24 protein-coding genes and 1 pseudogene are annotated in these 26,726 nt (G+C 65.1%); 11 read left to right on the forward strand and 14 right to left on the reverse strand.

Annotation, left to right across the window (positions count from 1 at the left end):
• The first annotated feature begins 227 nt into the window (after window positions 1–227).
• Window positions 228–788: a VOC family protein gene (locus WCL10_RS14255; protein WP_336896330.1), complete on the forward strand. Its 561-nt coding sequence runs from the start codon at window positions 228–230 to the stop codon at window positions 786–788.
• Between the two features lie 56 nt (window positions 789–844).
• On the opposite strand, the gene WCL10_RS14260 is transcribed toward WCL10_RS14255, so the two are convergent.
• From WCL10_RS14260 to WCL10_RS14270, 3 genes are read right to left on the reverse strand one after another with little or no spacing between them, the layout of a single operon-like run.
• Complete coding sequence (locus WCL10_RS14260) at window positions 845–1,957, reverse strand: acyl-CoA dehydrogenase family protein (protein WP_336896331.1); 1,113 nt, start codon at window positions 1,955–1,957, stop codon at window positions 845–847.
• Window positions 1,958–1,971: 14 nt separating this feature from the next.
• On the reverse strand, window positions 1,972–3,177 hold the full coding sequence (locus WCL10_RS14265) for an acyl-CoA dehydrogenase family protein (protein WP_336896332.1): 1,206 nt from the start codon (window positions 3,175–3,177) through the stop codon (window positions 1,972–1,974).
• Window positions 3,178–3,183: 6 nt separating this feature from the next.
• Window positions 3,184–3,927, reverse strand: a complete 744-nt coding sequence (locus tag WCL10_RS14270; protein WP_336896333.1) for an enoyl-CoA hydratase/isomerase family protein — start codon at window positions 3,925–3,927, stop codon at window positions 3,184–3,186.
• A gap of 318 nt (window positions 3,928–4,245) precedes the next feature.
• Here WCL10_RS14270 and WCL10_RS14275 point away from each other — a divergent pair, with 318 nt between their 5' ends.
• Entirely contained in the window at window positions 4,246–5,016 is a 771-nt protein-coding gene (locus WCL10_RS14275) for an N-acyl homoserine lactonase family protein (protein WP_336896334.1), read from the forward strand.
• Here WCL10_RS14275 and WCL10_RS14280 read toward each other — a convergent pair.
• The 10 genes from WCL10_RS14280 to WCL10_RS14325 form a co-directional block, all read right to left on the reverse strand.
• Window positions 5,013–5,423: a nuclear transport factor 2 family protein gene (locus WCL10_RS14280; RefSeq protein WP_336896335.1), complete on the reverse strand. Its 411-nt coding sequence runs from the start codon at window positions 5,421–5,423 to the stop codon at window positions 5,013–5,015. The genes WCL10_RS14275 and WCL10_RS14280 overlap by 4 nt on opposite strands.
• A 383-nt stretch (window positions 5,424–5,806) precedes the next feature.
• Window positions 5,807–6,673, reverse strand: coding sequence for an enoyl-CoA hydratase (locus WCL10_RS14285; RefSeq protein WP_336896336.1), 867 nt, complete (start codon window positions 6,671–6,673; stop codon window positions 5,807–5,809).
• A 23-nt stretch (window positions 6,674–6,696) separates the two neighbouring features.
• The gene (locus WCL10_RS14290) at window positions 6,697–8,256 is read right to left on the reverse strand and encodes an acyl-CoA synthetase (protein ID WP_336896337.1); all 1,560 of its coding nucleotides are present in this window, start codon (window positions 8,254–8,256) and stop codon (window positions 6,697–6,699) included.
• Between the two features lie 22 nt (window positions 8,257–8,278).
• Window positions 8,279–9,037 carry an SDR family oxidoreductase gene (locus WCL10_RS14295; protein WP_336896338.1) on the reverse strand — a complete coding sequence of 253 codons (759 nt, stop codon included), beginning with the start codon at window positions 9,035–9,037 and terminating at the stop codon, window positions 8,279–8,281.
• A complete protein-coding gene (locus tag WCL10_RS14300) occupies window positions 9,034–11,427 on the reverse strand; it encodes a xanthine dehydrogenase family protein molybdopterin-binding subunit (protein ID WP_336896339.1) in 2,394 nt (797 codons plus the stop codon). Before WCL10_RS14300 ends, WCL10_RS14295 begins: the two co-directional genes overlap by 4 nt.
• On the reverse strand, window positions 11,424–12,185 hold the full coding sequence (locus tag WCL10_RS14305; RefSeq protein ID WP_336896340.1) for an N-acyl homoserine lactonase family protein: 762 nt from the start codon (window positions 12,183–12,185) through the stop codon (window positions 11,424–11,426). The genes WCL10_RS14300 and WCL10_RS14305 overlap by 4 nt, the downstream gene beginning before the upstream one ends.
• Entirely contained in the window at window positions 12,182–12,664 is a 483-nt protein-coding gene (locus WCL10_RS14310) for a (2Fe-2S)-binding protein (protein ID WP_336896341.1), read from the reverse strand. The genes WCL10_RS14305 and WCL10_RS14310 overlap by 4 nt, the downstream gene beginning before the upstream one ends.
• Window positions 12,661–13,524, reverse strand: coding sequence for a xanthine dehydrogenase family protein subunit M (locus WCL10_RS14315; protein ID WP_336896342.1), 864 nt, complete (start codon window positions 13,522–13,524; stop codon window positions 12,661–12,663). The genes WCL10_RS14310 and WCL10_RS14315 overlap by 4 nt, the downstream gene beginning before the upstream one ends.
• A 1-nt stretch (window position 13,525) precedes the next feature.
• Entirely contained in the window at window positions 13,526–14,314 is a 789-nt protein-coding gene (locus WCL10_RS14320; RefSeq protein WP_336896343.1) for an enoyl-CoA hydratase-related protein, read from the reverse strand.
• Window positions 14,311–14,763 carry a thioesterase family protein gene (locus WCL10_RS14325; RefSeq protein ID WP_336896344.1) on the reverse strand — a complete coding sequence of 151 codons (453 nt, stop codon included), beginning with the start codon at window positions 14,761–14,763 and terminating at the stop codon, window positions 14,311–14,313. Before WCL10_RS14325 ends, WCL10_RS14320 begins: the two co-directional genes overlap by 4 nt.
• A 186-nt stretch (window positions 14,764–14,949) precedes the next feature.
• Here WCL10_RS14325 and WCL10_RS14330 point away from each other — a divergent pair, with 186 nt between their 5' ends.
• The 5 genes and pseudogenes from WCL10_RS14330 to WCL10_RS14350 form a co-directional block, all read left to right on the forward strand.
• Window positions 14,950–16,083, forward strand: coding sequence for a zinc-dependent alcohol dehydrogenase family protein (locus WCL10_RS14330; RefSeq protein ID WP_336896345.1), 1,134 nt, complete (start codon window positions 14,950–14,952; stop codon window positions 16,081–16,083).
• Window positions 16,084–16,095: 12 nt separating this feature from the next.
• Window positions 16,096–16,806 carry a carbon monoxide dehydrogenase subunit G gene (locus WCL10_RS14335; protein WP_336896346.1) on the forward strand — a complete coding sequence of 237 codons (711 nt, stop codon included), beginning with the start codon at window positions 16,096–16,098 and terminating at the stop codon, window positions 16,804–16,806.
• 41 nt (window positions 16,807–16,847) lie between these two features.
• Window positions 16,848–18,398, forward strand: coding sequence for a class I adenylate-forming enzyme family protein (locus WCL10_RS14340; protein ID WP_336896347.1), 1,551 nt, complete (start codon window positions 16,848–16,850; stop codon window positions 18,396–18,398).
• A gap of 36 nt (window positions 18,399–18,434) precedes the next feature.
• Window positions 18,435–19,229: an enoyl-CoA hydratase-related protein gene (locus tag WCL10_RS14345; protein WP_336896348.1), complete on the forward strand. Its 795-nt coding sequence runs from the start codon at window positions 18,435–18,437 to the stop codon at window positions 19,227–19,229.
• A gap of 13 nt (window positions 19,230–19,242) precedes the next feature.
• Window positions 19,243–20,037: pseudogene (locus WCL10_RS14350) on the forward strand (winged helix-turn-helix transcriptional regulator); the annotation flags it as partial.
• A 128-nt stretch (window positions 20,038–20,165) separates the two neighbouring features.
• On the opposite strand, the gene WCL10_RS14355 reads toward WCL10_RS14350, so the two are convergent.
• The gene (locus tag WCL10_RS14355; RefSeq protein ID WP_336896349.1) at window positions 20,166–20,846 is read right to left on the reverse strand and encodes a TetR family transcriptional regulator; all 681 of its coding nucleotides are present in this window, start codon (window positions 20,844–20,846) and stop codon (window positions 20,166–20,168) included.
• Window positions 20,847–21,090: 244 nt separating this feature from the next.
• Between WCL10_RS14355 and WCL10_RS14360 the strand changes: the two genes are divergently transcribed.
• The 4 genes from WCL10_RS14360 (at window position 21,091) to WCL10_RS14375 (ending at window position 26,680) form a co-directional block, all read left to right on the forward strand.
• The gene (locus WCL10_RS14360) at window positions 21,091–22,233 is read left to right on the forward strand and encodes an acyl-CoA dehydrogenase family protein (protein ID WP_336896350.1); all 1,143 of its coding nucleotides are present in this window, start codon (window positions 21,091–21,093) and stop codon (window positions 22,231–22,233) included.
• A gap of 74 nt (window positions 22,234–22,307) precedes the next feature.
• On the forward strand, window positions 22,308–23,087 hold the full coding sequence (locus WCL10_RS14365; RefSeq protein ID WP_336896351.1) for an SDR family NAD(P)-dependent oxidoreductase: 780 nt from the start codon (window positions 22,308–22,310) through the stop codon (window positions 23,085–23,087).
• Between the two features lies 1 nt (window position 23,088).
• Window positions 23,089–24,135 carry a CaiB/BaiF CoA-transferase family protein gene (locus WCL10_RS14370; RefSeq protein WP_336896352.1) on the forward strand — a complete coding sequence of 349 codons (1,047 nt, stop codon included), beginning with the start codon at window positions 23,089–23,091 and terminating at the stop codon, window positions 24,133–24,135.
• 55 nt (window positions 24,136–24,190) lie between these two features.
• On the forward strand, window positions 24,191–26,680 hold the full coding sequence (locus WCL10_RS14375; protein ID WP_336896353.1) for a cytochrome P450: 2,490 nt from the start codon (window positions 24,191–24,193) through the stop codon (window positions 26,678–26,680).
• Window positions 26,681–26,726 lie beyond the last annotated feature (46 nt).

Genomic DNA, 26,726 nt, shown 5'->3' on the forward strand with positions numbered 1-26,726 from the left:
CAATATCGAGCAGGATGAGGCCACACCGCTCGACAGAGTTGCCAGACGCGCCGTCTGCCACCCGCAATCACGCGCACGCGCCAAGCCGTGCGGGGTCTTGAGCGAAAAGCGGTTGACCTTCAGGCCGGATCAGGCGCTCATTGCGGCAAGCCACTTGGGGAATGTTGGTCGGCAGATATCTCGCACGTTTCCGAGCGCCCGCCACCCTGTTTCAAGGAGTGACCCGCATGACCCGGTCCTACCCGCTGTTCCAATATGCCTACTATGTGAAGAGCATCGATGCGGCAGCCGAAAAGTGGGCAAAGGCGTTCGGCGCCGGGCCCTTCTTCATGGCGCGCCACCACCGCTGCGAGGAATTCACCTATCGCGGCACTGCGGTGGAGGCCGACGTCTCCTACGCCTTCGGGTATCTGGGCGATACGATGATCCAGTTCATCGAGCAGCATGACGACAAGGCGTCGATCTACCGCGACATGTACAAGGACGGCGAGGAAGGCTTCCACCACATCGCCTATCTCGTTTCCGACTTTGCCGCCGAACGCCAGCGCTGGCTCGACATGGGCTACGCACTCGCGACCGAACTCTATGCCGACGAGGTGAACGCCGCCTATTTCGACACCCGGTCGCTGAACGGCGGCTTCACCGAGATCCACGGCGATCCGCCCCACATCATGGGCATGTTCGGCGTTTGGAAGCGGGCGCACGAAGCCCGTGACGCGCAGACCCCGGCGACGATCGAGACAAAGGACATCAAGACCTACCAGCGGGCGCCGCTACTGCCGAAATAGGCCCGTTTGCGGCGGGAACGATTGCAGGCTTGATGGCCACAGCCGGTGGAGGCGTATCAGGCGGGCATCGCGTCTGCGGCGGGGCGGCCGATGATGCGGAAGTGGTGATCGCCGGCCCCGAAGGCGAGATCGACGAACAGCACGCGCTTGAGGAGATGGCCAACGGCAAGCTCGTCGGTCATGCCGAGACCGCCATGGACTTGCACCGCGCTTTCGCCAAGCTGCCGCCCGAGCCTGCCCGCCTGTGCCTTGAGCATGGCTGTATCGCGCGGACTGGCGAGCCCGGCTTCGGCGAGCGCCGCCGTCTGCAGCAGCAGTGAGCGGGCCTTCACATAAGCCAGCTTCATATCGGCAAGGCGGTGCGCGATGGCCTGGAAGGCGGCAATCGGCTTGCCGAACTGGCTGCGGGTCGCGGCATGAGTGGCGGCCAGTTCAAGGAGCGCCTCCATTGCGCCGACTGCCTCGGCGCTGAGCAGGAGGTGCGCGGTCTGGACGAGCGCGGTGATGGTGGCAGCGGCATCGGCATCGAGGAGTGCGGCGGGGTCCACCACGACATTGTCGAACCGCACGGTTGCCCCGCGCCGCCCGTCGATGGTGGTGTAGCTGGTCAGCGACTGGCCCGGTGCTGTCCGTTCGATCAGGAACAGGCCGAGTTTGCCATCGGGCAGGCGCGCAGCGACGAGCAATGTGGAGGCAGTGTCAGCGCCAAGGACGAGGCGCTTCTCGCCATCGAGGACGAAGCCGCCCTCACCTCTAGGCTCGGCCCGCATGGCGATATCGGCGGGATCGGCGGTGCCGTGCCCTTCCTCGTAGGCGAAAGCGCAGGTTGCCGAGCCATCGAGCAGCCCCGGCAGACGGTCCGGGGCATAGCGCGCGATCACGGGCGCGCAGATAACACTGGAAGCAAGCCACGGTTCGACCACGGCATGGCGGCCAAGCAGTTCGGCCACAGCAACGAGATCGACGGGATTGCCGCCGAGGCCGCCAAGCGCTTCGGGCAGCGGCAAGTGGAGCAGGCCGAGTTCGGCAAACTGGTTCCACACGGCCTTCGAATAGCCCGGCTGCGCAGCGATGATCCGGCGGCGCTCGTCGAGCGTATAGTGCCGGGCAAGATAGCGCGCGAGGCTTTCGCGCAGCATGTCCTGTTCAGGGGTGAAGCTGAAGTCCATGGAGGTTCCTCCGCTCAGGCCTGGCCGAGGCTGCGGGCGATGAGATCGCGCTGCACTTCGTTGGTGCCGGCGTAGATCGTGGTGGCGCGCGCGTTGAGATAGGCGGGCATGGCAACGAGATCGTGCCACGAGCCGAGCGGATCGACACCGCTGCCCACATCGAGCGCGGCAAGTTGCAGCGGCAGACCCTCGATCCCGGCAAGCCGCATTGCCAGCACCGAGACCTGCTGCCCGAGTTCGGACGACATGATCTTGTTGAGCGAAGGCATCGCCGGATCGCGCCCGAGGGCATGGCCGGTGCGGATCATGTTCTCGAACGCGGCATAGGCCGTGACGTCCGCCTCGAGCACGCCGAGATCGCGCTGGAACACGGAATCATCGGCCATCATGCCGCCGCCGGGGGCCCGCGTGGTGGATGCCGCCTCGCGCATCAGGGCGATCTTGCGGAAGAAACCGGGGCTGAGCGCCGCGCCCCCGCGTTCGTGCTTGAGCAGGGCCTTGGCGACCGTCCAGCCGTCGTTCTCGGCCCCGACCCGGCCCGATTGCGGCACGCGCACATCAGTAAAGAACACCTCGCACTGTTCGGGAAATCCATCGAGCCCGATGATCGGACGCACTTCCAGGCCGGGGTAGTCCATCCGGTCAAGCAGCAGGAAGGTGATGCCCTGCTGCTTGCGCCCCTCGGTGCTGGTGCGCACGAGCATGAACATGCGGTTGGCCTTGTGCGCCAGCGTCGTCCAGATCTTGCTGCCGTTGATCACGTAATCGTCGCCATCGGCCACGGCCATGCACGAGAGGGACGCGAGATCGGACCCTGCCCCGGGTTCGGAGTACCCTTGCGTCCAGTAGTCCTCGCCCGAAAGGATGCGCGGGAGGTACTTGGCCTTCTGTTCCTCTGTGCCAAGGTCCATCAGCATGGGGCCGACCATCTGGAGGCCGTTGGGCAGGAGCGGCGGGAGATCGCGCTTGCAATATTCCTCATCGAACACCGCGCGCTGCTCCGGCGTCCAGCCGGGGCCCCCGTACTCAGCCGGCCAACCCGGCGCGGCCCAGCCCTTCTGGTTGAGCAGCTTCTGCCAGGCCATCGTGGCCTCGAAGGGCGCGAAGACACAGGTGGTCTTGAGCCCGGCCTCGCGGATATCGGGGGTCGGCGCCGTGTCGAGGAAGTGCGCGACTTCCGCGCGGAATGCCGCGAGTGCGGGATCGCGATCGATGTTCATCCGCGCTTATCCCTTGCGCTTCTGGAAGGCCGTCACCCGGTCAAGAAAATCAGCGCCGCGCCCTTCGCCGCGGAACACTTCCCATTGCAGCCCCGCATCCATCGGCATGCCGTCGGTCGCATCGAACAGGCGCTTGTAGGCGGCCTGGCTGAAGCGGGAATTGGCGGTGACGACCGCGCTGAACGCATCAACCCGCGCATCGAATTCCTCGGCCGGCCATACGCACTCGACAAGGCCGATCCGCAGCGCCTCTTCCGCGCCAAACATCTCGGACGTGAAGGCAAGGCGCTTGGCGGTGGCGATGCCGACGCGGCGCGGCAGGCGCTGGCTCATGCCCCAGACCGGGGTGAGCGCCCACTTGGCATGGGTATCGCCGAAGCGTGCATCGCTCGAAGCGACGATGAAATCGCAGGCGAGCGCGACTTCGAGCGCGCCGGTGTAGCAATGGCCGTGGACCGCCGCGATCACCGGCATAGGCAGGCGTTCGAGCATGCGCAGCGTCTCGTTGTGCCAGCCGCGCGAGGGCACGACTTCGCCCGTGCCGATATCACCGAGATCATGCCCTGCGGAAAAGCATTTGCCCGCCCCGCGCAGCATCACGCAGCCGATGCTGTCATCGTGCTGCAGCGCCTCGACATAGTGCCGCAGAGTCTCGAACACCTCGACGGAGAGCGCGTTGAGCTTGTCCGGGCGGTTGAAGGTAAGTGTGCAGACCCCTGCACGATCCTCGCGGATCACTGAACCGGCCATTTCTTGCATCCTCTTGCTGTCTGACGAGCGTTCCGGCGCCCGCCATTTCTGGTTCCGAGTGTGTGGAGAAAAACGGCGGCGCGCAACCGCCTCGACGTCCTGCCCGCTTCTGTCTCTGCTGCCTCGACAGCCGGGCCACCAGCGAGTCCGGTTCGAAACGCGTGCTTTGAAACGGCGGCGAAATGGCAGATGGTCGACCCGTCAGCTGGCGCTGGCACCCGGTTTTCATGGATGCGCTTGCTTGGTGGACGGCGACCAAGTGAGCGCAGCGATGGTCGCCGGTGCGGCAAGCGTGGCAAGCGGAAAGGACACCTGCGAATGCTGAAGCTCTATGCGTTCAATTGCGGCTGGTTTCAGTGCAGGCCGGGCTTTCTGATAGAGGGCGAAACGGGCGCCTACATGCGCGCGCCGGTTCCGGCCTATCTGATCGACCATCCGCGCGGCCGCGCCGTGTTCGATACCGGCATGGGCCGGCAATTCCACCGCCAGCCCGAGAACGCGCTGGCGCCAGACAAGTTCGGGCTGCAATGGTTCGACGGCATGGAGTTACCGGCCCGGCTGCGCGGCCTTGGCATCGATCCCGCCGGCGTGAACTGGATCATCAATTCCCACCTCCATATCGACCATTGCGGCGGCAATGCCCTGCTTGAGAACGCCACCGTGATCGTCCAGCGCGACGAGTTGGACTATGCCATGGCGGGCGACCATGCCGGTCTTTATGTGCGTTCGGATTACGATACCGGCCAGCCGTTCAAGGCCGTGACCGGCGAGCACGATCTCTTCGGCGATGGCACGGTGCGGATCGTGCCAACCCCGGGCCATACTCCCGGTCACCAGAGCGTGATCGTGCGGCTTGCCCAGGGCGAAGTGCTGCTGGCGGGCGATTGCTGCTATACCCGGCGCAACCTCGATCTCATGGCGCTGCCCCCCAGCACGGTTGATCCGGCTACCGCGCAAGAGACCCTGAAGTGGCTCTTGCAAATGCGCAAGAACGGGACCCGCATCCTGTTCGGCCATGATGGTCTGCAGTGGCAAACGATGAAGGAAAGCGTGCCGCTTGAACCTGCAGATGTGCCTACCGGATTTTAGAGCGCAAGGGACTGGTTCGCCAAACGCGTGTTGAAATAGAAGGGCTTGATGCGCTTGATGGTCAGATCGTCCGCCACTTCAAACAGTTCGGCGATCTCCAGGATGTAGGTTTGGCCATCTGCGGCCGAGACAACGTCCAGTTCCATGATGCCCACGGCATTGTGATCCGATACCGTCAGATCGACGAGCCGGGACGAGACTGCCGTCCAGCGCCTGCCCACCTCGCCCCAGATCGCGAGGTATCCGTCAAACCCCGCATAGGTGCCGCCGATCGCTAGATCATCGGCTTCGACAAACGAGAAATCGGGGCTGAACAGGGGCCTGATCGCGTCGAAGTCGCCGGCCTGCGCAAGGGCGTAGACCCGGGTGACGAGGTCTCTCACCGCGTCTGCGCGATCGTGATTCATGAGCTTGCCGCTCCTTGCGGATTTTTCCGGACATTCGTCCCGGACAGCGCCACTCTAAGCCAGATCGGCAAAGTGTGGTGCCTATCAGAACTAAGACCTGCAACAGTTTTGCGATCTGGAGATTGGTAGCGGAGGAGGGATCCACCGCATCCTTTAATGCATTGATTTTATTGCAATAAAAATGCCCGAAATCCCCAGATACCCCCGGAGATACCCCCAAAAAGGGATCTTTTCGATAATCTGTTTTCGACTTGCGGCGAGATGATTTCGGTCCGTCGACCGTGCCTTGCCGGTACAAGAGCCAAGCCATCTTGGCCACCGTCCGGGTGGATTGCGAGGCCGCCAGGTGTCCCCGAAAGGGCAGCACCCGGCGGCACGCAAGCTTACTTCTTGTACATTGCCGCCTTCGACATCTTCGCGGCATCGGAATTGCCGTCAATCAGGATGCCGAATTCCTGCTGGTTGTGCGCATGGCCCAGCTGGTGCAGCGCGAACTGCGCGTTCATCACCGTGGTGCGGCCGGCCGCATCCTGCGCGTTGTTCACCGCTTCCTTGGTGCAGCGCAGCGCCAGCAGCGGCTGGCGGGCAATCCGCTTGGCGATGTTGAGCGTGAACTCAGTCAGCTCCTCACGGGTGACGACGTGGTTCACCATGCCGAGACGGTGGGCTTCCTTGGCGTCCCAGAAGTCCGAGGTGAACAGCAGTTCCTTGGCCTTGCGCACACCCAGTTCCCACGGGTGGTTGAAGAACTCGGCGCCAGCGAGGCCCATGTTCACGGTGTTGTCCATGAACTTGGCGTCTTCCGAGGCGATGATGATGTCGCACGGCCAGATCAGCATGAGGCCGCCGGCGATGCACCAGCCCTGCACTTCGGCAATGGTCGGCTTGGCGAAGTTGCGCAGGCGCTCGGCGATGCCGAGGTAGATTTCCTTCTCGATGCCCATGCGGCTTTCCGCGCCCGCACAGCCGAAGCCGCACCACGTGCCGATCGGCTCGAACGCACTCATGTTCTCAGGCGTCGGCGGCTGGTGCAGGTCGTGCCCGGCCGAGAAGTGATCGCCCACGCCGGCTAGGATCACGACCTTGATGTTGTCGTCCTTGGCCATGTCGTTGAACGCGAGGTTCAGTTCATAAAGCAGCTCGGTGTTCTGCGCGTTGCGCTGCTTGGGACGGTTGAGCGAAACGCGCGCGACGTGATCGGCGGGGTATTCGATCAGAACGTTCTGGTACTTCTGAGTCTCGGTGGTCATGGTTTGATCCTTCGTTTCGAATGTCAGGCGGATTTCACGGCTTCGCGGTATTCGTCACGCAGCTTGCGCTTCATGAGCTTGCCGGTGGGCTCGCGCGGGAGTTCGGCACGGAAGTCAATCTGGCGCGGCATCTTGATCCGCGACAGCTGAGGGCCAAGCCATGCGGTCAGCTCTTCCGCCAACGCCGGGCCGGCTTCCGCCATGTCGACCGGCTGGACAACCGCAACCACGCGCTCGCCCATCGCCGCATCCGGCGCGCCGATCACCGCCACATCATAGACCCTGGGGTGCATGATGAGCAGGTTTTCGATCTCCTGCGGGTAGATGTTCACCCCGCCGGAAATGATCATGTAGCTCTTGCGGTCGGTGAGGTAGAGATAGCCCTCCTCGTCCAGCCAACCCACATCACCCACCGAAGCCCAGCCGTGCTTGTTGTAGCTCTCGGCGGTCTTCTCCGGTGCATTCAGATACCGGAACGTGCGGTTGCTCTCGAAGAACACCTGGCCTTCGGTGCGCGGCGGGACTTCGTCGCCGTTGTCGTCGCAGATATGGATCACGCCGATCATAGCCTTGCCGACGGTGCCGGGGTGGGCGAGCCAGTCTTCGCTGAAGACAGCAGTGAAGCCGATGCCTTCGCTGGCGCCGTAGTATTCCTTGATGATCGGCCCCCACCATTCGATCATCGCCTGCTTGACCGCAGCCGGGCACGGCGCGGCGGCATGGGTGGCGTTGCGGTGTGAGCTGAGGTCGTATTTCGCCTTCACCTCGGCCGGCAGTTCGAGCAGGCGGACAAAGTGCGTCGGCACCCACTGGCTGTCGGTGACCTTATACTTTTCGATCAGTTGCAGGGCGAATTCGGCGTCGAAGTGTTCCATCATCACGACCGTCGCACCAATGCGGTTGAACGCCATCGACCAGCGGATCGGGGCTGCGTGATACATCGGCGCGGGCGAAAGATAGACCGAGTCCTCGCTCGCCCCGAAACCCTCGATCATGTCGCCGATCCAGTGCCGCGCATCGACCGCCGGGTCTTCCGGCAGGCCGACATCGACCGCCTTGGGCTTGCCGGTGGTGCCCGAAGAATAGAGCAAGTCGGTGCCGCCACGCTCATCGGCAATCGGTGTGCTCGACATCGCGCCGAGCGCCGCATCGAGATCGAGTGCGCCCTCCCCGCCATAGCGGAACTGGCGGACGCCGGGGACAAGCGCCGCCACATCGTCCATCAATACGCCCAGTTTCTGGCTTGAGAACAGCGTCTTAGCGCCGCTATCTTCCAGAATGTAGGCGATCTCCGGGGCGGTCAGGCGATAGGGCACGGTCGTCATGAACGTGCCCGCTCGCTGGGCTCCCCAGGCCAGCACCAGGTACATCGGGTGGTTATCGAGGCAGATGGCGATCTTGTCGCCGATGCCAACGCCATTGGCCCGCAGCAACTGGGCCACCTGATTGCTCAGGCGGTCCAGTTCGGCAAAGCTGATGACCTGGCCGCTTTCGGCCATAATGATCGCCGGCTTTTCCGGGTTTTTTTGTGCAAAAGCAGCGGGATGGAAGCCGTACATCGGCTTTTCCTGAACTTGCGTCATATCACTCTCCCACAGGCAGGCTTCAGACCATTGCGAAGCCGCCGTTGACGCTGATCGTCTGGCCGGTGATCCAGCTGGCGCCTTCCGAGGCGAGGAAGGCGATGATCGGTGCCACGTCGCCGGGCTGGCCGATGCGCTTCAAGGGATAGTTCTTGACCATCTTGGGGAGGACTTCTGCCAGCCACTGCGCATCGGAATGAGCCGACTGGATCATGCCAAGCGTCACCGCGTTGCAGGTCACGTCGTTGCGGCCGAATTCCTTGGCGAGCGACTTGATCAGCGCGATGGTCGCTGCGCGCGAGGCTGCAGCCATCGAGAGGTTCGCTTCACCTACCCGGCTGGAATCGCCGCCGAGCGAGATGATGCGGCCGCCCTTGCCCGCATCGACCATGTGCGGCAGCGCGGCGCGGCTGGTGTTGACCGTGCCCATCAGGCCGACGTCGATGTGGTTCTGCCACTGCTCGGTGGTGGTCTCCAGAAAGCGCGCGCGCTGCGCCACACCTGCGTTGTTCACGACAATGTCGATCGAGCCGAACTCGGCCACGATATCGTCGACCATCGCCTTGGTGCTGTCGAAATCGCCGATATCCGCGCCCCAGGCCTTGGCCTTGCCGCCGGCTGCGACGATTTCTGCGACGACTTTCTCGGCCGCTTCGGCGCTCTTCGAATAGTTGACCGCGACCGCCGCACCTTCGGCGGCAAGGGTCAGCGCAATCGCGCGGCCCACATCGCGCCCAGCGCCCGTTACCAGCGCGACCTTGCCGCTCAGCGAAGTGCTCATGTCATGTTCTCCTTGGAATTGGTCAGGTGGGGCCGGATCAACTGGAACAGCCGTTCGGGCGTTGCCGGCAAGGTCTGGATGCCCAGCCCCAAAGGGGCGAGCGCGTCGGAAATGGCGTTGGCGATTGCAGCGGGCGCGCCGATCGTGCCGCCCTCGCCCATGCCGCGAAAGCCGCCGACATTGTTCGGCAGTTCGGCCTCGATATGGACGATCTGCATGTCGACGACGTCGCTGGCGAGCGGCAGCAGATAGTCCGCGAGGCTGGCGGTCACGAGCTGGCCCTCGTCGTCATAGACGATCTCTTCGAGCAGCGCCGCGCCGATGCCTTGCGCCACTGCGCCGTGGACCTGCCCGTCCACGATCATCGGATTGATGATCCGGCCGCAGTCTTCCGCCACGACATATTGGAGGAGGCGCACGCCGAAGGTTTCGCGGTCCACTTCTGCCACGCAGATGTGCGTCGAGGAGCAGGCCGTGCCGAGGAACGGATCGTAGGTCTCGGTGACGGTGAGGTCTTCGCGGATATCGCGTGGGATCGTGCCCATCTGCAGATAGACCGCGCGGGCCACGTCCTTGAAGGTCATGCCTGCGTTCGAGGTCCGCGAGCGGATCCAGCCGCGCTCGGCTTCCAGATCCTCGACCGGCTCGCCCATCACGTGCGCGGCCATGCGCAGCACCTTGCCCTTGAGCAGGCGCGAGGCCTGCGTCGCCGCGCCGCCCGCAATCACGGCAGACCGGCTGGCATAGGTCCCGCTCGACATGGGTACGAGCGAACTGTCGCCCTGCAGCACGACGATATCGTCCATCGCGCAGCCGAGTTCATCCGCGATGACTTGCGCAAGCGTGGTTTCCAGCCCCTGCCCGTGCGAGGCGATGCCGAACGAGGCTTCGACCGCGCCGGTGGAATCGATGCGGATGATCGCGGTTTCGGTGCCGGTGTTGATCGGCATCCCCGGCGCGACCGCAATGCGCGAGCCGATGCCGGTGAGCTCGGCATAGCTTGAAATCCCGATCCCGACCCAGCGCCCTTCGGCGCGGACCAGTTCCTGCCACACGCGCAAACTGTCGTAACCGATGGCCTCGCGGGCACCGGCAAGGCACTGCTGGAACGCGGATTGGTCCCAGATGATCCCCGGCGCGGTGCGATAGGGAAACTCGCCGTCCGAGACGAGGTTGTGGCGGCGCAGTTCCGCGGGGTCCATGCCCAGCTCGCGCGCGGCCATATCGACCAGCCGCTCCATCGCGAATGTGGACGAAGGCCGCCCCACCCCGCGATAAGGCCCGGTCGGCGGCTTGGGCGTGAGCACCGCCCGCACGCGGCCATGATAGTGCTCGATCTTGTAGGGACCGGGCATGAAGCTGATCACCTGCACCGGCTCGATCCCGCCGGTCCATGGGTAGATCGAATAGGCGCCGATATCGCCGATCACATCGCAGCGCAGGCCAAGGAAAGTGCCGTCGCGCGCCACGGCGAGTTCGGCGTCGATCAGCTGGTCGAAGGCCTGGCTGGAACTGGAGAGCTCCTCCAGCCGGTCCGCCACATACTTGACCGGCCGCTCCAGCTTGCGCGCCAAGAGGCACACCAGCATTTCCTCGTGATAGAGCGAGCCCTTGCCGCCGAAGCTGCCACCGACATCGGGCGCGACCACGCGCATCCGGCTGCCCGGCAGATCGAGCGCATCGGACAGCGCATCGCGGATGATGCCGGGAATGTTGGACGAGGTCCACAAGGTCAGCGCGCGCCGCCGCTTGTCATACTCTGCCAGATAGCTGCGGCATTCCATCGAGGTCGCGGTCTTGCGCGTCATGCGGAATTGGCCGCGCACCACAACCGGCGCGCTGGCAATCGCATCGTCGATATCGCCGCGCATGAAGGTGCGCTCGACAATCACGTTGCTGCCCGCTTCCTCGTGCAGCAGCGGCGCATCCTCGCGCACCGCATCGACCTGCCGGATCGCGAAGGGCAGTGGTTCGTAGTCAATCTCGATCAGGCCGAGCGCGTCCTCGGCGGCATAGCGGCTGTCCGCCACGACGGCGACCACCGGCTCGCCGACATAGCGCACTTTGCCGCGCGCCAGAGGCCAATAGGGCGTCGCGTAATAGCCCTTCATCCGCGATGTCGGGATCGCCGGACGCACTTCGCCTTCGATATCGGTCCAGTCGTAGATGCCGATAAGGCCAGGGACGGTGGACGTGTCCCCCACCCGGATCTCGCGGATCAACGCATGCGGCTGGTCCGAACGCAGGATCGCGACATGGACTATGCCATCGAGCTTGATATCATCAACATACTGGCCGGTCCCGGTCAGCAGACGCGGGTCTTCGGTCCGCTTGACGCGGGTGCCGACCAGCTTGGGCCGCATCTCAACCGAGATGTCCGCCTGGCTCATGCGTAGAAATCGGCACCCTTGCGCAGGGCCTGCCACTGCACATCGTCATGGCCGAAAATGATCGTCGCGCCGCGCTCGCCGATCTTGCGCAGCTCGTCGATGGCCTGGACGGCCTTGTCGAGGTCCCAGCTGTTCTTGGGCGCATAGCCCTCGGTCAGATTGGCCTCGACCGCGATGGCATCGGAGGCGAGCAGGAACTCGCCGCTGTCATCGAGCGCGACCAGCGCAGCGGTCATGCCGACCGTGTGCCCGGGCACCGGCAGCAGCACGATGCGGCCGTCACCGAACACGTCGCGCTGGCCCTCGAAGGTATCGAAGCCCTGCGGCTGGTCCCAGTCTGCCGGGAGGTAGCCCTTGGAAACGCCGTCCTCTGCCTGCGCTGCCGCGACTTCGGCGGCATGGGCGATGATCGTGGCGCGGCGGAAGTGTTCGTTGCAGCCGCAGTGATCGGGGTGGAGATGCGAGCAGATCACCACATCGATATCGTCCGCACCGAGGCCGGCAAGGCTCAGCTGATCGACGACGGTATCTTCCGGCTGGTAGATTGGCACCATGGCGCGGGCGACACCGCCCCAGCGCGCTTCGGCATCAACCGCCGCTGCAGGGCTGCAGCCCGTATCGAACAGCACATTACCTTCAGGGTGGCGCAGCAGCGTCGAGATCACCGGCAGTTCGAAGGTCTCTTCGCGCGCGGCACCGGGATAATAGACCCCGCGCCGCATGCGCAGACGTCCGCCCGACAGGAAGTGCATTTTCATTCGATCGGTCCTCTCTCGGCGGCCAGCTCGCGCACGGCAGCAATGATGTGTTGATAGCCCGTGCAGCGGCACAGATTGCCAGAGAGCGCCTCGCGGATCTCTTCGTCGCTCTCGAGCGGGTGATGCCGCAGCATGTCGGTGATGGTCATGATCATCCCAGGGGTGCAGAACCCGCACTGCAGCCCGTGGTGATCGCGAAAGGCGCGCTGGACCCGGCTGAGCTCTTCCTGCGTCCCCTGCGCCTCGATCGTCTCGATCTCGTGCCCGTCAGTCATGACCGCGAGGGTGAGGCACGAGCGCGCGCTGCGCCCGTCAAGCAGCACAGTGCAGGCCCCGCAGACCCCGTGCTCGCAGCCGACGTGCGTACCGGTGAGGTTCAGCTCGTGGCGCAGGAAGTCGCTCAGCAGCAGGCGCGGCTCGACGCTGCGCGTGTGGCTGGTGCCGTTGACGGTAACGGTGATGGTGACATGCTCAGTCATGCGGCGCGCTCCCAGGCCTCGGCGATCACGCGCGCGGCCAAAGCGCCCACGAGGTGCCGGCGGTAGTCCGCCGAGGCGCTGAGATCGGACATTGGCTCCACGGCGCTGCGCAGCGCGGCGACCGCTTCGGCGATCACGGCGGCATCGGGCGTGCGGCCTTCGAGCGCGGCTTCGGCTGGGGCGATCCGGCTGGCAATCTCGCCCACGCCCATCACCGCGATGCGGACATTGCGGGCCAGGCCCTCCACCCGGTCCAGCACTACAGACACAGCGGCAAGCGCATAGTCGCCATGCCGCCGCGCGAACTCGGCAAAGCCCCAGCCTGCATTGGCCGCAGGTTTGAGGATATCGATCGCGGTGACCATCTCGTCGGGTTCGAGCACAGTGGTGAGCGATCCGGTGAGGAACTCCGCCGCCGAGACGCTGCGCTCGCCGGAAGGACCGGCAATGCGCACGATGCCATCGAGCAGCAGCGCCATCATCGGCATTTCCGCTGCAGGATCGGCATGGCACACGCTCCCGCAGAACGTGCCCCGGTTGCGCACCGTAAGATGCGCAACGTTCTTCATCGCTTCATGCAGCACGGGAATGTCGCGTGCGATCACCGGGTCCGATGCGGTCATACGATGCCGCACGAGCGCGCCGAGGCGCAGGTGCCCGCCCAGATCCTCGATCTGGTCGAGCCCCGGAATGGCATTGATATCGAGCAGCACCGAAGGCTTCACCAGCCGGAAATTGATCATCGGCATCAGGCTCTGCCCGCCGGCGATGATCTTGCCGTCGCTGCCTGCAGCCGCGAGCGTGGCCACAGCATGGCTTACGCTTTCGGCCCGGACATAGTCGAACGGCGCGGGCTTCACGTCAGGCGCCCTTGAACTGCGGCGGACGCTTGGCGGCAAACGCGGCGCGGCCCTCGGCATAGTCGTGGCTGGTGAGCGCGCGCCAAGTCACCGCATGGGCGAGCGCCGGATCATAAGCCTGCTCGGGCATGGCGATCATGTTGAGGATCGCCTTGGAGCCCGCGATCGAGAGCGGCGCGAGATGGGCTATGTCCGCAAGCCACGCCCGGGCAGCCGCAACGGGATCAGCATGCAGTTCGTCGGCAAATCCGTTCTTCAGCGCGGCTGCGGCGTTAAACGGCTGCGCTGTATAGAAAATGCGCTTGGCCTCGGTCAGGCCGACCAGCGCCACCAGTCGCGCCATGCCGCGCGGGCTGTAGACGATCGAGAGCTTGGCAGCCGGGATCGAGAACTTGGCGCTGTCCGCAACGAACCGGAAATCGCTGGCCATGGCGAGATTGCAGGCGCCGCCATAGCAATAGCCCTCGATGGCAGCGATCACCGGGCAGCCCAGATTGGCAATGGCGTTGCAGGCCTCGTCAACCGCAACTTCGTACGTCACGCCCTGCTCGGGTGTCGCACGGGTCTGCTCGAAATCGGCAATATCCGCGCCCGAGGAGAAGCAGCCGCCCGCACCGGTCAGCACGACACCGCGCAGATCGGGGTCGGTGCCCAGTGCGACGAACAGATCGCGCAGGCCGAGCCACATCACATAGCTGATCGAATTGTACTGGCCGGGGCGGGCCAGAATGACGGTGGTGATCGCGCCCTCGCGAATAACGCTGACGCCGGGAACTTCGGGAAGCGTCATGCCGTCACCTCGATTTGCAGTCTTTCCAGAAAGGCGCGCTTGGCAGTCGGCAGCGGCACCGGACGGCGCGTTTCAGCGTCGACGCAGACATGCACGAAGAACCCTTCGGCAGCGGCGAGGTCCTCGCCTTCGGCGAAGACGCCGAGCTCGTAGCGGATGCTGGAGGTTCCGAGCTTGGCCACGCGCAGGCCGACTTCGACCGGATGCGGAAAGCCGACCGAGGCATGATAGCGGCAGCCGGTTTCCACCACGAGCGCGATGACCGGGCTGGCGACAGGATCGAGCAGCCCGGCGTTGATCAGCGTGCCGTTCACCGCCGTATCGAACAGGCTGTAATAGACCACATTGTTGAGATGGCCGTAGACGTCGTTGTCCATCCAGCGCGTCGCGACAGGCGTGAAGCGGGCATAGTCCGCACGCTTGCCCCGCCCTGCCTTCGGCTCAACCAAGATCCCTCTCCCGAATCGCGCATCGCAAATTTGACTGCGCATTCAAACAAACGCACATCGCTAGTGACTTTCATTAATGGACTATGCTAGCAGCCGTCAATCGAATTGACTCCGGGAGCCCTTCTGATGGCTGCCGGGCGCACGCCGAGAGTGCCGTCGGCGCGCAATGGGAAGAGGTGTCGCCGCATGAAGATCACAGCCGCCGTCCTGCGTGAAATGGGAGCCCCGCACCCCTATGCTGCTTCGCGCCCGTTGCAGATCGAGACGCTCGATCTGGCAGAACCGGGGCACGACGAAGTGTTGGTGCGGATCGCCGCAGCCGGCCTGTGCCATTCCGATCTTTCAGTGATCAACGGCAGCCGCCCGCGCCCGATGCCGATGGCGCTGGGCCATGAAGCGGCTGGCGTCGTCGTGAAAGCAGGCGCCGGGGTGCGCGATCTGGTCGCCGGCGATCACGTGGTCATGGTGTTCATGCCCAGCTGCGGCCACTGCCTGCCCTGCGCCGAGGGCCGCCCCGCGCTATGCGAGCCGGGCGCTGCCGCCAACGGACGCGGCAGCCTGCTCTCGGGCGCGATGCTGCTTGAGCGGGATGACCACACCCCGGTCCACCATCATCTCGGCGTCTCGGCCTTCGCCGATCACGCGGTCGTCTCGCGCCATTCGCTGGTCAAGGTCGACAAGGCGGTCCCGCTCGAAATCGCGGCGCTGTTCGGCTGCGCGGTGCTGACGGGCATGGGCGCGGTGGTCAACACGGCCGGCGTCAGCGCCGGACAAAGCGTCGTCGTCATCGGCCTTGGCGGTGTCGGCCTTGCCGCCGTGCTCGGCGCGGTGGCGAGCGGCGCGGCACAGATCATCGCGGTCGATCTGGCCGAGGACAAGCTGGCGCTCGCCCGCGATCTGGGCGCTACCGCCACGGTGAATGCAGGCGATGCCGACGCGGTCGAACAAGTCCGTGCCCTGACCAAGGGCGGCGCGGACTTCGCGTTCGAATTCGCCGGCGTTCTCCCCGCTCTCGAAGCGGCATGGAAGATGACCCGGCGCGGCGGGACGACGATCACCGCCGGGCTTCCGCCGCCGGAAGCGGCGCTCGGTGTGAACGTGGTCCAGCTCGTGGCCGAGGAACGCTCGCTCAAGGGCAGCTACATCGGCACTTGCGTGCCTGTGCGCGACATTCCGCGCTACATCGACCTTTATCAGCGCGGCCGCCTGCCGGTCGACCGGCTGATGTCCGGCACGATCCCGCTCGATGCGATCAACGAAGGCTTCGACCGTCTGCACGAAGGCAGCGTCGTGCGCCTTGCCGTCACTTTCGGCGCCTGAGGAGAGACCGCGATGGACATGACCGGCGAACAGCGCATTCCCGCTCCGCGTGAGGCGGTGTGGCGCGCGCTCAACGATCCCGATGTGCTGCGCCGCTGCATTCCGGGCTGCCAGGAACTGACCAAGCATGCGGACACCGAAATGAGCGCGGTCGCCGTGGTCAAGGTCGGGCCGATCTCGGCGCGGTTCCAGGGCGCGGTGACGCTGTCTGAACTCGATCCGCCCAATGGCTACCGCATTGTCGGTGAAGGCCAGGGCGGCGTCGCGGGCCACGCGCGCGGGGGCGCGCTGGTCAAGCTGGTCGACGATGGCGAGGGCACGCTCCTCACCTACGTCGTCAGCGCGCAGATAGGCGGCAAGCTCGCGCAGCTTGGCGGGCGCATGATCGATGCGACAGCCAAGTCGATGTCCGCCGCGTTCTTCCGCAAGTTCGCCGAGGAAATTGCCAGCCCGGCGGTCTCAGCACCGTTGCCCGCTGCCGGTGCCGCAGCGCCAGTTGCCGCTCATGCGCCCGCTGGCGTCCCGGTCACGGTCCCCGCCTCCAGCCGGGGGAGCCAGCTCGCCTATCTGCTTGCCGGTCTGGTCATCGGCTATATCGCGCTGCGCCTTGTCGGCGCAGTTCCCGGCGCCCCTGCCGATCTGCACGCCCTTTTTGACCTCGCGCTGGCGGGCATTGCCGGGTTCTGTCTCGGCCGCCGCCCCGCCGTCGTCATCCGTTCCTGATTGAAGCCGCAGACGGCACACTGACCCAGGAGAGGCCAGCCATGTTTCACGCCGAACTGATCACCAATTTTGCCGCCCTGCTTGAGCGCCATGCCCGCGAACGCGGCGCAAAGGATGCCTATCGCGACAATAGCCGCGCGGTAACCTATGCCGATCTGCACCGCCGCACGGCCAATCTGGCGGGCCATATCGCGGCACTCGGGCTGGAGCCGGGCGATCACGCTGCCGTCTATCTGCCCAACTCGGTGGACTGGATCGAGGCCACGATCGCCACCGTGCGCGCGGGCGGTGTCGCCGTGCCAGTCAGTGCCGAAGCGACCGCTTCCGAAGTGCATTACCGGCTGACACACGCGGGCTGCCGGGTGGTGTTCACCAATGCCGCACTCGCCCCGGTTCTGGCCGACCTGGCAAGCGAATTGCCGGATCTGCGCGCCGTAGTGATCGTCGATGCCGATGCCGAGAGCGTACTGCATGTCCACCAGCATGCGCTCGACGTTCTTGCCGACCGCGCGCCGACCGTTCCCGCGCGCGATCCTGAAGACATCGATGGTCCAGCTTTCCTCGTCTATACCTCGGGCACCACCGGCAAGCCCAAGGGCGTGCAGCTCTCCTGCCGCGGCATGTTGTGGGTGACGGCGGCATGCTGGGCGCCGGTGCTCGGGCTCAACGAACACGACGTCGTGCTCTCGCCGCTGCCGCTCTACCACTCCTATGCGCTCAATATGTCAGTGATCTCCATCCTCGCGACGGGCGCGACGATCCACCTGATGGAGAAGTATTCGACGACCGAAGCGCTGCGGCTTTTGGAGACCGGCGAATTCACGGTCATGCCAGCGGTGCCGACGATCTTCCACTACCTGATGGAAGCCGCGCTCGCCAAGGGCTCGACCGCTCTCAACGGACTTCGCGCCTGTGTCTCAGCCGGGGCGATCATGCCGGCCACGCTCAATGTCGCGTTCGAGCGCGCCTTCGGCGTGCCGCTGCTCGATGGCTACGGCATCACCGAAACCTCGACCATGGTGACGATGAACCCGCAAGGCGCGCGGGTCATGGGCTCCTGCGGCCTGCCGCTGCCCGGCCTTGCGCTGCGCATCGTCGATCCCACGAGCCTTGCCGACTGCGCACCCGGCCAGGAAGGCGAGCTCATCGTGCGCGGCCCCAATGTCATGCTGGGCTATCTCAACAACCCCGAGGAAACCGCGCGCGCCGTGCGGGGCGGCTGGTATCACACCGGCGATCTCGCCCGCGCCGATGCCAACGGCTTCATCACCATCACCGGCCGCATCAAGGAACTGATCATCCGCGGCGGCCAGAACATCGCCCCTGCCGAGATCGAGGAAGTCGTGCTCGGGCTGGAAAGCGTGGCCGACTGCGCCGTCGCCGCTCTGCCCGACAGCCAGCTCGGCGAAGTGCCCGGCCTCTTCGTCGTGCCGCGGGGGGCTGATTTCGACGCAGCCGAAGTGCTGGCGCACTGCCGCAAGCATCTCTCGAGCTACAAGGTTCCCGCAGCGGTCCACGTGATCGCCGAAATCCCGCGCACCGGCTCGGGCAAAGTCATCCGCTTCAAGCTCAAGGATATGGTCGCCGGTTGAGCGGCCTGCCATCACAACGATACGAGAGGAACAGCCATGAATTCGGTCACACTTGATTGGCACGATGCCGTCGCCATCATTTCGCTCAACCGGCCCGACGCGGCCAATGCGATCAACAACGATCTGGCTGACGCCTTGCGTGAAGCCGCTGAGGCGATAGCCAGCGATGGCCGCGCACGCGCAGTGATCGTGCGGGCCGAAGGCAAGATGTTCAGCGGCGGCGGCGATATCGGCGCGATGCTGGCCAAGCGCGCAGAAGGTGATCCGGCGGCTTACGGTGCGTTCTTCAAGGCGCTGGTTGAAGGCTTCCACGCCGGAATCCGCGCCCTTCGTGCCCTCGACCTGCCGCTGGTCGCAGCCGTCAACGGCACCGCGGCGGGCGGCGGCATGAGCCTGGCGCTGGCCTGCGATCTCGTGCTCGCCTCGCCCCGGGCCAAGTTCGTGCCCGCCTATCCCGGCATCGGTCTTTCGACCGACGGCGGCATGAGCTGGAGCCTGCCGCGCATCGTCGGCCCTCGCAAAGCCATGCAGCTATTGATCGAGAACAAGCCCATCGGCGCTGATGAAGCCGCGCGCCTTGGCCTCGCCTCGGCCATCCTGCCGGAAGAAGGTTTCGATGCTGCCGTGCTCGACCGCGCAGCCGCCATCGCCCGTCTGCCGCGCAAGGCACTTTCCGCTCTGCGCGACCTGATCGACGCCAGCGCGGGCAATTCGCTTGGTGCGCAGCTTGATCTGGAACAGCAGGCGATCACGCGCCTAGCCGTTGCGGGAGATGCGATGGAAGGGCTAGACGCGTTTTCGGCCAAACGCCCGCCAACGTTTACCGACTGAAGGAAGCTCGAATATGACGGGCGCGGTGCGCCAGATCCGGAACTGTTCGGTCGAACGGACGCTGGCCATCGTCTCGGATACCTGGACGTTCCTTGTCCTGCGCGAGTTCTATCTGGGCGCGCACCGGTTCGACCAGATCCAGAAAGTGCTGGGCGTGCCGCGAAGCACGCTCAGCAACCGGCTCGGTTCGCTGGCCGACTATGACGTCATTGTCCGGATACCCGATCCGCAGCGCAGCGGCCGGCACGAATACCGTCTGACACCACGCGGTCGCGAGCTCTACCTCGTCATGCTCAGCCTGCTGCGGTTCGGCGACAAGCACCTGCATGGTGGCAAACCGGTCCCGCTCCAGCTGACGCACAAACTGTGCGGACAGACATTCCAGCCCGAGACCGCCTGCTCGGCGTGCGGCGAGGATATTGTCGCCACCGAAGTCAGCTTTCGCGATGGGCCGGGTGCGGGCCTCTCCCCTGCCCCCCCGCCAACCCAGCGGCGGCGGCGCGGTGAGCCCGGTTCCTTCGAACGCGGGCGACCTTCATCGGTGTCCCGCACCCTCGAAATCATCGCCGATCGCTGGACGTTCCTGATCTTGCGCGAACTGTTCCTCGGCTCGCGGCGCTATGACCGGTTCGCCGCAGAGCTTGGCGTCTCAAGCGCGGTTCTGGCCGCCCGCCTCGGCCGCCTGACAAGCGCCGGGATCATCCGCAAATCCAAGTATCAGGACCTGCCCGAACGTTACGAGTACCGCCTCACCGCAATGGGCCGCGATCTCTATCTGCCAATGATCCAGATGCTGCACTGGGGCGACAAGTGGCTCGGCCATCCGGCGCCAATGACCCTGACCCACCAGCACTGCGGCCAAGATTTCCACGCGCGGATCGTGTGCAGTTGCTGCCGTGAGGACATCACGGCGCAGGACGTCCGCTATACCCTGGGTTACGAACTGGCCCCATCCGGGCGCCTGACCCCGGAAAAGACCATCGTGAAGAGCTCGTCGCCAAAGGCGCGGGCGAAGCTGGAATCGAAACCGGTCGAACCTACAATCGGCTCAAGCAGGCGGCGCCGTGCCACGAGGTGATCACCCGTGCCGACCAGAATGAAATAGAGGTGCACCGGATCGACCGGGCGGAACACACCCTCGGCCACGCCCTGATCGATCAGCCGCCGATAGAACTCGATCACCCGGCCGACATAGAAATCCGAGATGCGGCGCGCCTCCGCCTCTTCCGAGTTTTCAATGAGGTGGTGGAGCAGACGATCAAGATAGGGCGTCTTGGTATAAGTCGTAACAATACCGCGCACGTGCAGCCGCAGCTTGTCGGCAGCCGGCATGGCCATGTCGGCAAGACCGTTGATCTGCTCGACGTAGTGGGTCGAGCTGTATTCGAGCAGCGCTGCGAGGAGCCCGTGCTTGCTGCCGAAGTGATACTGCACCAGCGCCGCGCTCATCCCCGAACGCGCGCCGACTTCGGCCTGCGAAAACTCGAGATTGGTGCGTTCGGCGAGAATCTCGGCCGTCGCGTCAAGCAAGGCCTTTTTGGTTACTTCGTCGGCGCCCGCCCTGCTTACAGGAGCGGCAACTTTTGCCTTCTTCGGGCTGACCGCGCGCGCTGCCATTGACTTTCCCTTGTTGCGAGGCGCTGCGCGGCAGATTGAACCGGCAGGCAAATCTTATCGAATTATCCGCTTATGGTCACAGAGAGGTCCTCCAAGTCAACCCTGCAGCCCATGGCAAAGCGGGCAAAGCTGGCCCGTTTCGGGCATTCCGAATCAATTTGACTGGTCATTCAATCAAGATTAACTGGCCGCATTCCCGAAGCGGCCGGCATGATCCGGGCGCGGCAAATCCTGGAGACCGGCGATGCTCGAGACCGCGAAGCGCAGCATATTCAGCGAAGACCACGAAATCTTCCGCGACAGCGTGCGCAAGTTCTTCGACGCGGCGCTGATCCCGAACCTTGACCGCTTCGAAGACGAAGGCCTGTGCGACCGTGCCTTCTGGAAGGCGAGCGGCGAAGCGGGGATCGTCTGCCCGACCGTGCCCGAAGCCTACGGCGGCCTTGGCCTCAATTTCCTGTTCAACGCGGTGATCACCGAAGAGATCAGCTACGCCGGCTCATCCGCCGGGATCGTGCTGCAGAACGATGTCTGCGCCGACTACCTCGTCCACTTCGGCACCGAGGAACAGAAGGCCCGCTGGCTACCCGGCATGGTCAACGGCGATGTGATCGTGGCGATCGCGATGACCGAACCGGGCACCGGCTCGGACCTCCAGAGCATCCGCACCACTGCGCTGCGCGATGGCGACGACTATGTCATCAACGGCTCGAAGACCTACATCACCAACGGCATCCAGGCCGATCTCGTCATTCTGGTTGCCAAGACCGATCCCACGGCGGGCGGCAAGGGTATCAGCCTGATCCTCGTCGAAGCGGGCCGCGAGGGCTTCGAGAAGGGCCGCAAGCTCGACAAGATCGGGCAGCGTTCGGGCGACACGGCCGAGCTGTTCTTCAACAATGTGCGCGTACCCGTCAGCAATCTGCTCGGCCAGGAAGGGCGCGGCTTCGCCTGCCTGATGAACTCGCTGCCGCAGGAGCGCCTCTCCATCGCCGTTCTGGCGCAGGCCGGTGCGCAGCGCGCGTTCGATGAAGCCGTCAGCTTCACCAAGGACCGCAAGGCTTTCGGCAAGACCGTGTTCGATTTCCAGAACACCCGCTTCGAACTGGCCGACATGGCCGCAAAGCTGCAGGTCGGCTGGGTCCACCTCGATTGGGCCATTGCGCGCCACGTCGCGGGCAAGCTCGATGCGGTCGAGGCTTCGGCAGCCAAACTGTGGCACAGCGAGCTGCAGGGCGAGATCTGCGACCGGTCGCTCCAGCTGCACGGCGGTGCGGGCTACATGAACGAGTATCCGATCGCGCGCCTGTGGCGTGATGCCCGCGTCTCGCGGATCTATGGCGGCACCAGCGAGATCATGAAGGAAGTGATCAGCCGCTCGCTCTGATGCGAGCGACGTCCAATGCAGCCGGCGGCGGCATAGCTCCGCCGCCTGGCACCTGATCAGGGAAGAAGACGAGCATGGATATCTCCGGAATTGCCGCCGTTGTGACGGGCGGCGCCAGCGGCCTTGGCGAAGCGACGGCCCGCGCGCTTGCGGCTGCGGGCGCGAAAGTGACGATTTTCGATCTCAACGAGGTTTCCGGAAACGCGATTGCCGCCGAGATCGGCGGTGCTTTCGCCAAGGTCGACGTGACCAGCGACGAGAGCGTGGACGCCGGCTTTGCGCTTGCTCGCGCCGCGCATGGGCAGGAGCGCGTTCTGGTCAATTGCGCCGGCACGCTGGCCGCGGCCAAGACGGCCGGCCGTGATCGCAAGACCGGCGAAGTGGTCCACTTCCCGCTCGATACTTTCGAACGGGTGATCCGCATCAATCTCGTCGGCACGTTCCGCTGCGTCGCCAAGTCCGCTGCCGGGATGATCGGGATCGACCGCTTGGCCAATGGCGAGCGCGGGGTCATCATCAACACCGCGAGCATCGCTGCCGAGGATGGCCAGATGGGTCAGGCCGCCTATGCGGCCTCCAAAGGCGGTGTGGTTAGCCTTACGCTTCCGGTTGCACGCGATCTTGCGGGCGAAGGCATTCGCGTAAACGCGATCCTCCCCGGCGTGTTCGAGACCGCGATGATGCAGGGCGCGCCGGAAAACGTGCGCGAAGCGCTTGCCGCGCAGATCCCCTGCCCCAGCCGCTTTGGCGATCCCGCGGAATATGCCGATTTCGTGCTCGGCATGATCCGCAGCAGCTACCTTAACGGCGAAGACATCCGGCTCGACGGCGCGGTGCGCATGGGAGCGCGCTGATATGGCGGGTGCGCTTGCCGGGTTTCGCGTGCTCGAATTCGCCTCGCTCGGGCCGGGCCCGTTCTGCGGGATGATGCTGGCCGATCACGGCGCGGAAGTGATCGTGGCCTACCGCCCCGGCGGCGCACCCGACCCGCGCGACCCGGTGTTCCGTTCGCGCAAGCTGGTCGAGATCGACATCAAGACCCCCGAAGGCCGCGCGCAGGCGCTGGAACTCGCCAAGACCTGCGAAGCGGTGATCGAAGGCTTTCGCCCGGGCGTGATGGAGCGAGCAGGCCTTGGCCCCGATGATCTCCTGGCGGCCAATCCCCGCCTGGTCTACGGGCGCATGACAGGCTGGGGCCAATACGGCCCCCTCGCCCCGACCGCAGGCCATGACATCAACTACATCGCCATTTCCGGCGCGCTGAACACCTTCGGCCGTGCAGGCGAGCGCCCGGTGGCCCCGCTCAACATTGTGGGCGACTACGGCGGCGGCGGCATGATGCTGGCCTTCGGCATCGTCTCCGCACTGCTCCACGCCTCGCGCACAGGCGAAGGTCAGGTCATCGATTGCGCGATGACCGATGGCTCGGCGGCACTCATGGCGCTGATCTGGGGCGCGCGCGCGACCTGGGGCTGGGAAGACAAGCGCGGGGTCAACATGCTCGATACCGGCGCGCACTTCTACGACACGTACGAGACGGCAGACGGGCTCCATGTCAGCTTCGGCCCGATCGAGCCGCAGTTTTACCAGGCGGCGCTCGGCAAGCTCGGCCTTTCGGATGATCCCGATTTCGCAGCCCAGAACGACAAGGCGCGCTGGCCGCGGCTGAAGAAGAAGCTGGAAGAGGTGTTCCGCACCCGCACGCGCGATGAATGGACGGCGATCTTCGTGGGGACCGACGCGTGCTTCGCGCCCGTGCTCTCGCTCGACGAAGCCTATGCCCACCCGCACAATGTGGCGCGCGGCACGTTCAGCGAGATCGAAGGCGTGCGCCAGCCCTCCCCCGCGCCGCGCCTTTCGCGCACGCCTGCCGAGGCGCCCCGCCGGCCCTCGACACTCTGAAATGTACCTGAAGGCCAGATAGGCTACCCTTGATCCGCAGCCGGAGAACTTGTCGATGACCACGCCTGCGAAAACGAGCCCCCACTGGTTTGGCCTCGCTCCGGGCGTCATCGCCTGCGTCCTGATCGGTTCGATCGGCATGGCCCTGCCCAATGCCATCCCGGCCTATCTGGCTGCGCTGGGGTTGGTGCGCCAATTCAGCGAGGCGCAGACCGGTCTGGTCGGCCTCGCGGATATTGGCGGGATCACGCTGGGCTCGTTCGGGTGTGCGGTGCTGCCCGGGCTGGTCAAGCGGCTGAACTGGCGCCGGACGATCCTGCTGGGCTTGCTCCTGGCACTCGTCGCCGACGCCTTGTCGATCTTCGCAACCTCGCTACCCGAGCTGCTGGTGCTGCGCCCGATTGCCGGGCTCGGCTGCGGCATGGCGATGGCGGTGGTCTATGCGGTGATGGCCGAAGGCGATGCCGCCCGCAATCTCGGGGTGTTCACCGTCGCACAGCTTGGCGCGGGGTGGCTGGCCGTGCTGGCGATGGGCGAAGTCTCCACCGCGTTTGGCGCTTACGGCCTGTTTGGCCTGGTCACGGCGGGCATTCTCGCCGCGCTCGCCGTTACCAGACTTGTCCCGCCCGCAACCACGCGGCGCAGCCTCGCCATCACCTCGGGCAAACCCTCGGTGGGCCGCGTCTCGGCGCTGGGCTGGGCCGGGATCGGCTCGGTCGTGCTGTTCTATTGCGGGGTCGTCGCGGTCTATTCCTACATCGTCTACATGGGCGCGGCATGGGGCGTGGCGCAGGCCGTGGCCGACAGTTCAGCCGCCTATGTGCTGTTTGCTGGCATGTTCGGCGGCGGGGCGGCGGCGGTCATCGGCTCGCGCTTCGGGTTCGTGAAGCCGATGGTGATCGGTTTTGCCGGGCTGCTGGCGACGACCTCGGCCTTCTTCCTCTTCGCGCCTGTGCAAGGCTTCATCCCCCTCGCGATGCTGTTCGGCTTCTGCTTCAGCTATGTGCTGAACTACCAATTCGAAGCCGTGGTGACGGTCGATCCCACTAGCAGCACGGCGATGTTCGTCAATGTTGCGGCGCTCGTCGGCTTCTCGGTCGGCCCCGCAATCGGCGGCGCGCTCGCCACGGCGGATTTCCGGCTGGTCAACGGCACGGCGCTGCTGCTCATGGCGCTCTCGATGGCGGTCGTGCTGTGGACCGTGGCGCGCAGCCGCGCCAAGGACCGGCGCGCGACCATCCCGCTCAAGGTGGCCAACACGCTCGTCAATCCGCGTGCCTATGCCGAGCACGACGGGATCGACGCGATCTTCACCGAACTGCGCAAGACCAACCCGCTGGGCCTCGCGCATCCGGACAAGTACGATCCGTTCTGGGTGGCGACGCGCTACAACGACATTCAGGAAATCGAGCGCAATACCGACGTGTTCTCCAACGCGGCAGGCTCGAGCATCCTGTTTGACCGCGCCTCGGTTGCCTACAGCATCGACGTGTTCGGTGAGCCCAATGTGACGCGCTCGCTGGTCGATATCGACGGGCGCGAGCACAAGGATCTGCGCATGATCGCGTTCCCGCGCTTCGCCCCCAAATCGATCAAGGAGCTGGAAGGCAAGATCCGCGTGATCGCCCGCGAATCCATCGCGGAAATGCGCGCGCACGGCGGGCAATGCGATTTTGCGCAGGACGTCGCCTGGGTCTATCCGCTGCGCGTGGTCATGGAAACGCTGGGCATCCCGCGCGAGGACGAGGGCTTCATGCTGCACAGCGCGCATATGCTCCATGCCGCGAACGATCCGGACATGAACACGAGCGGCACCGACGCCACAAGCGCCGAAGCCATGCGCATGATCGACGAGGGCATGAAGGACCTTCACGACTACTTCGAAGAAGCGACGCACCGGCTGCGCGCTCATCCCGACAACACGCTGACCAGCCTGATCGCCAACGCAAAGATCGACGGCGACTACATGACGCCGCGCCAGCTCCACGGTTACTACACCATCGCCGCCACGGCCGGCCACGACACGACGGCCTTCACGATCAGTACATCGATGTGGGTACTGGCGCAGCGGCCCGATCTGCTGGCTCGGCTCAAGGCCAATCCCGCCGACATCCCTCTCTTCGTCGAGGAGGCGATCCGCTGGGCGACCCCGGTCAAGAGCTTCATGCGCACCGCGCTGGCCGATGTGACGGTGGCGGGCCAGCAGATCCGCAAGGGCGACTGGGTCATGCTCGCCTACCAGAGCGCGAACCGCGACGAGGCGGTGTTCCCCGATCCGTTCACCTTCGATATCGACCGCCCGCGCGTCACCAGCCTCACCTTCGGCACCGGCCCGCATGTGTGCCTCGGCCAGCATCTCGCGCGCATGGAGATGCGCGTGCTGTGGGAAGAGCTCCTGCCTTTGCTCGCTGAAGTCAGCCTCAATGGCACGCCGCGCCGCACGATTTCCAACTTCGTGTGCGGCCCCAAGGATGTACCGATCCTGTATCGCTGGGAAGAAGCGGCGATTGAGCTGGGCGCGCTCTCCGCCCCCCTCCCCGCATAGCGCCGCAAGGACAGCAGCCATGAGACGACGCGATATTCTTGGGTCA

Source organism: Novosphingobium sp. (assembly GCF_037133355.1).
GTDB lineage: Bacteria > Pseudomonadota > Alphaproteobacteria > Sphingomonadales > Sphingomonadaceae > Novosphingobium.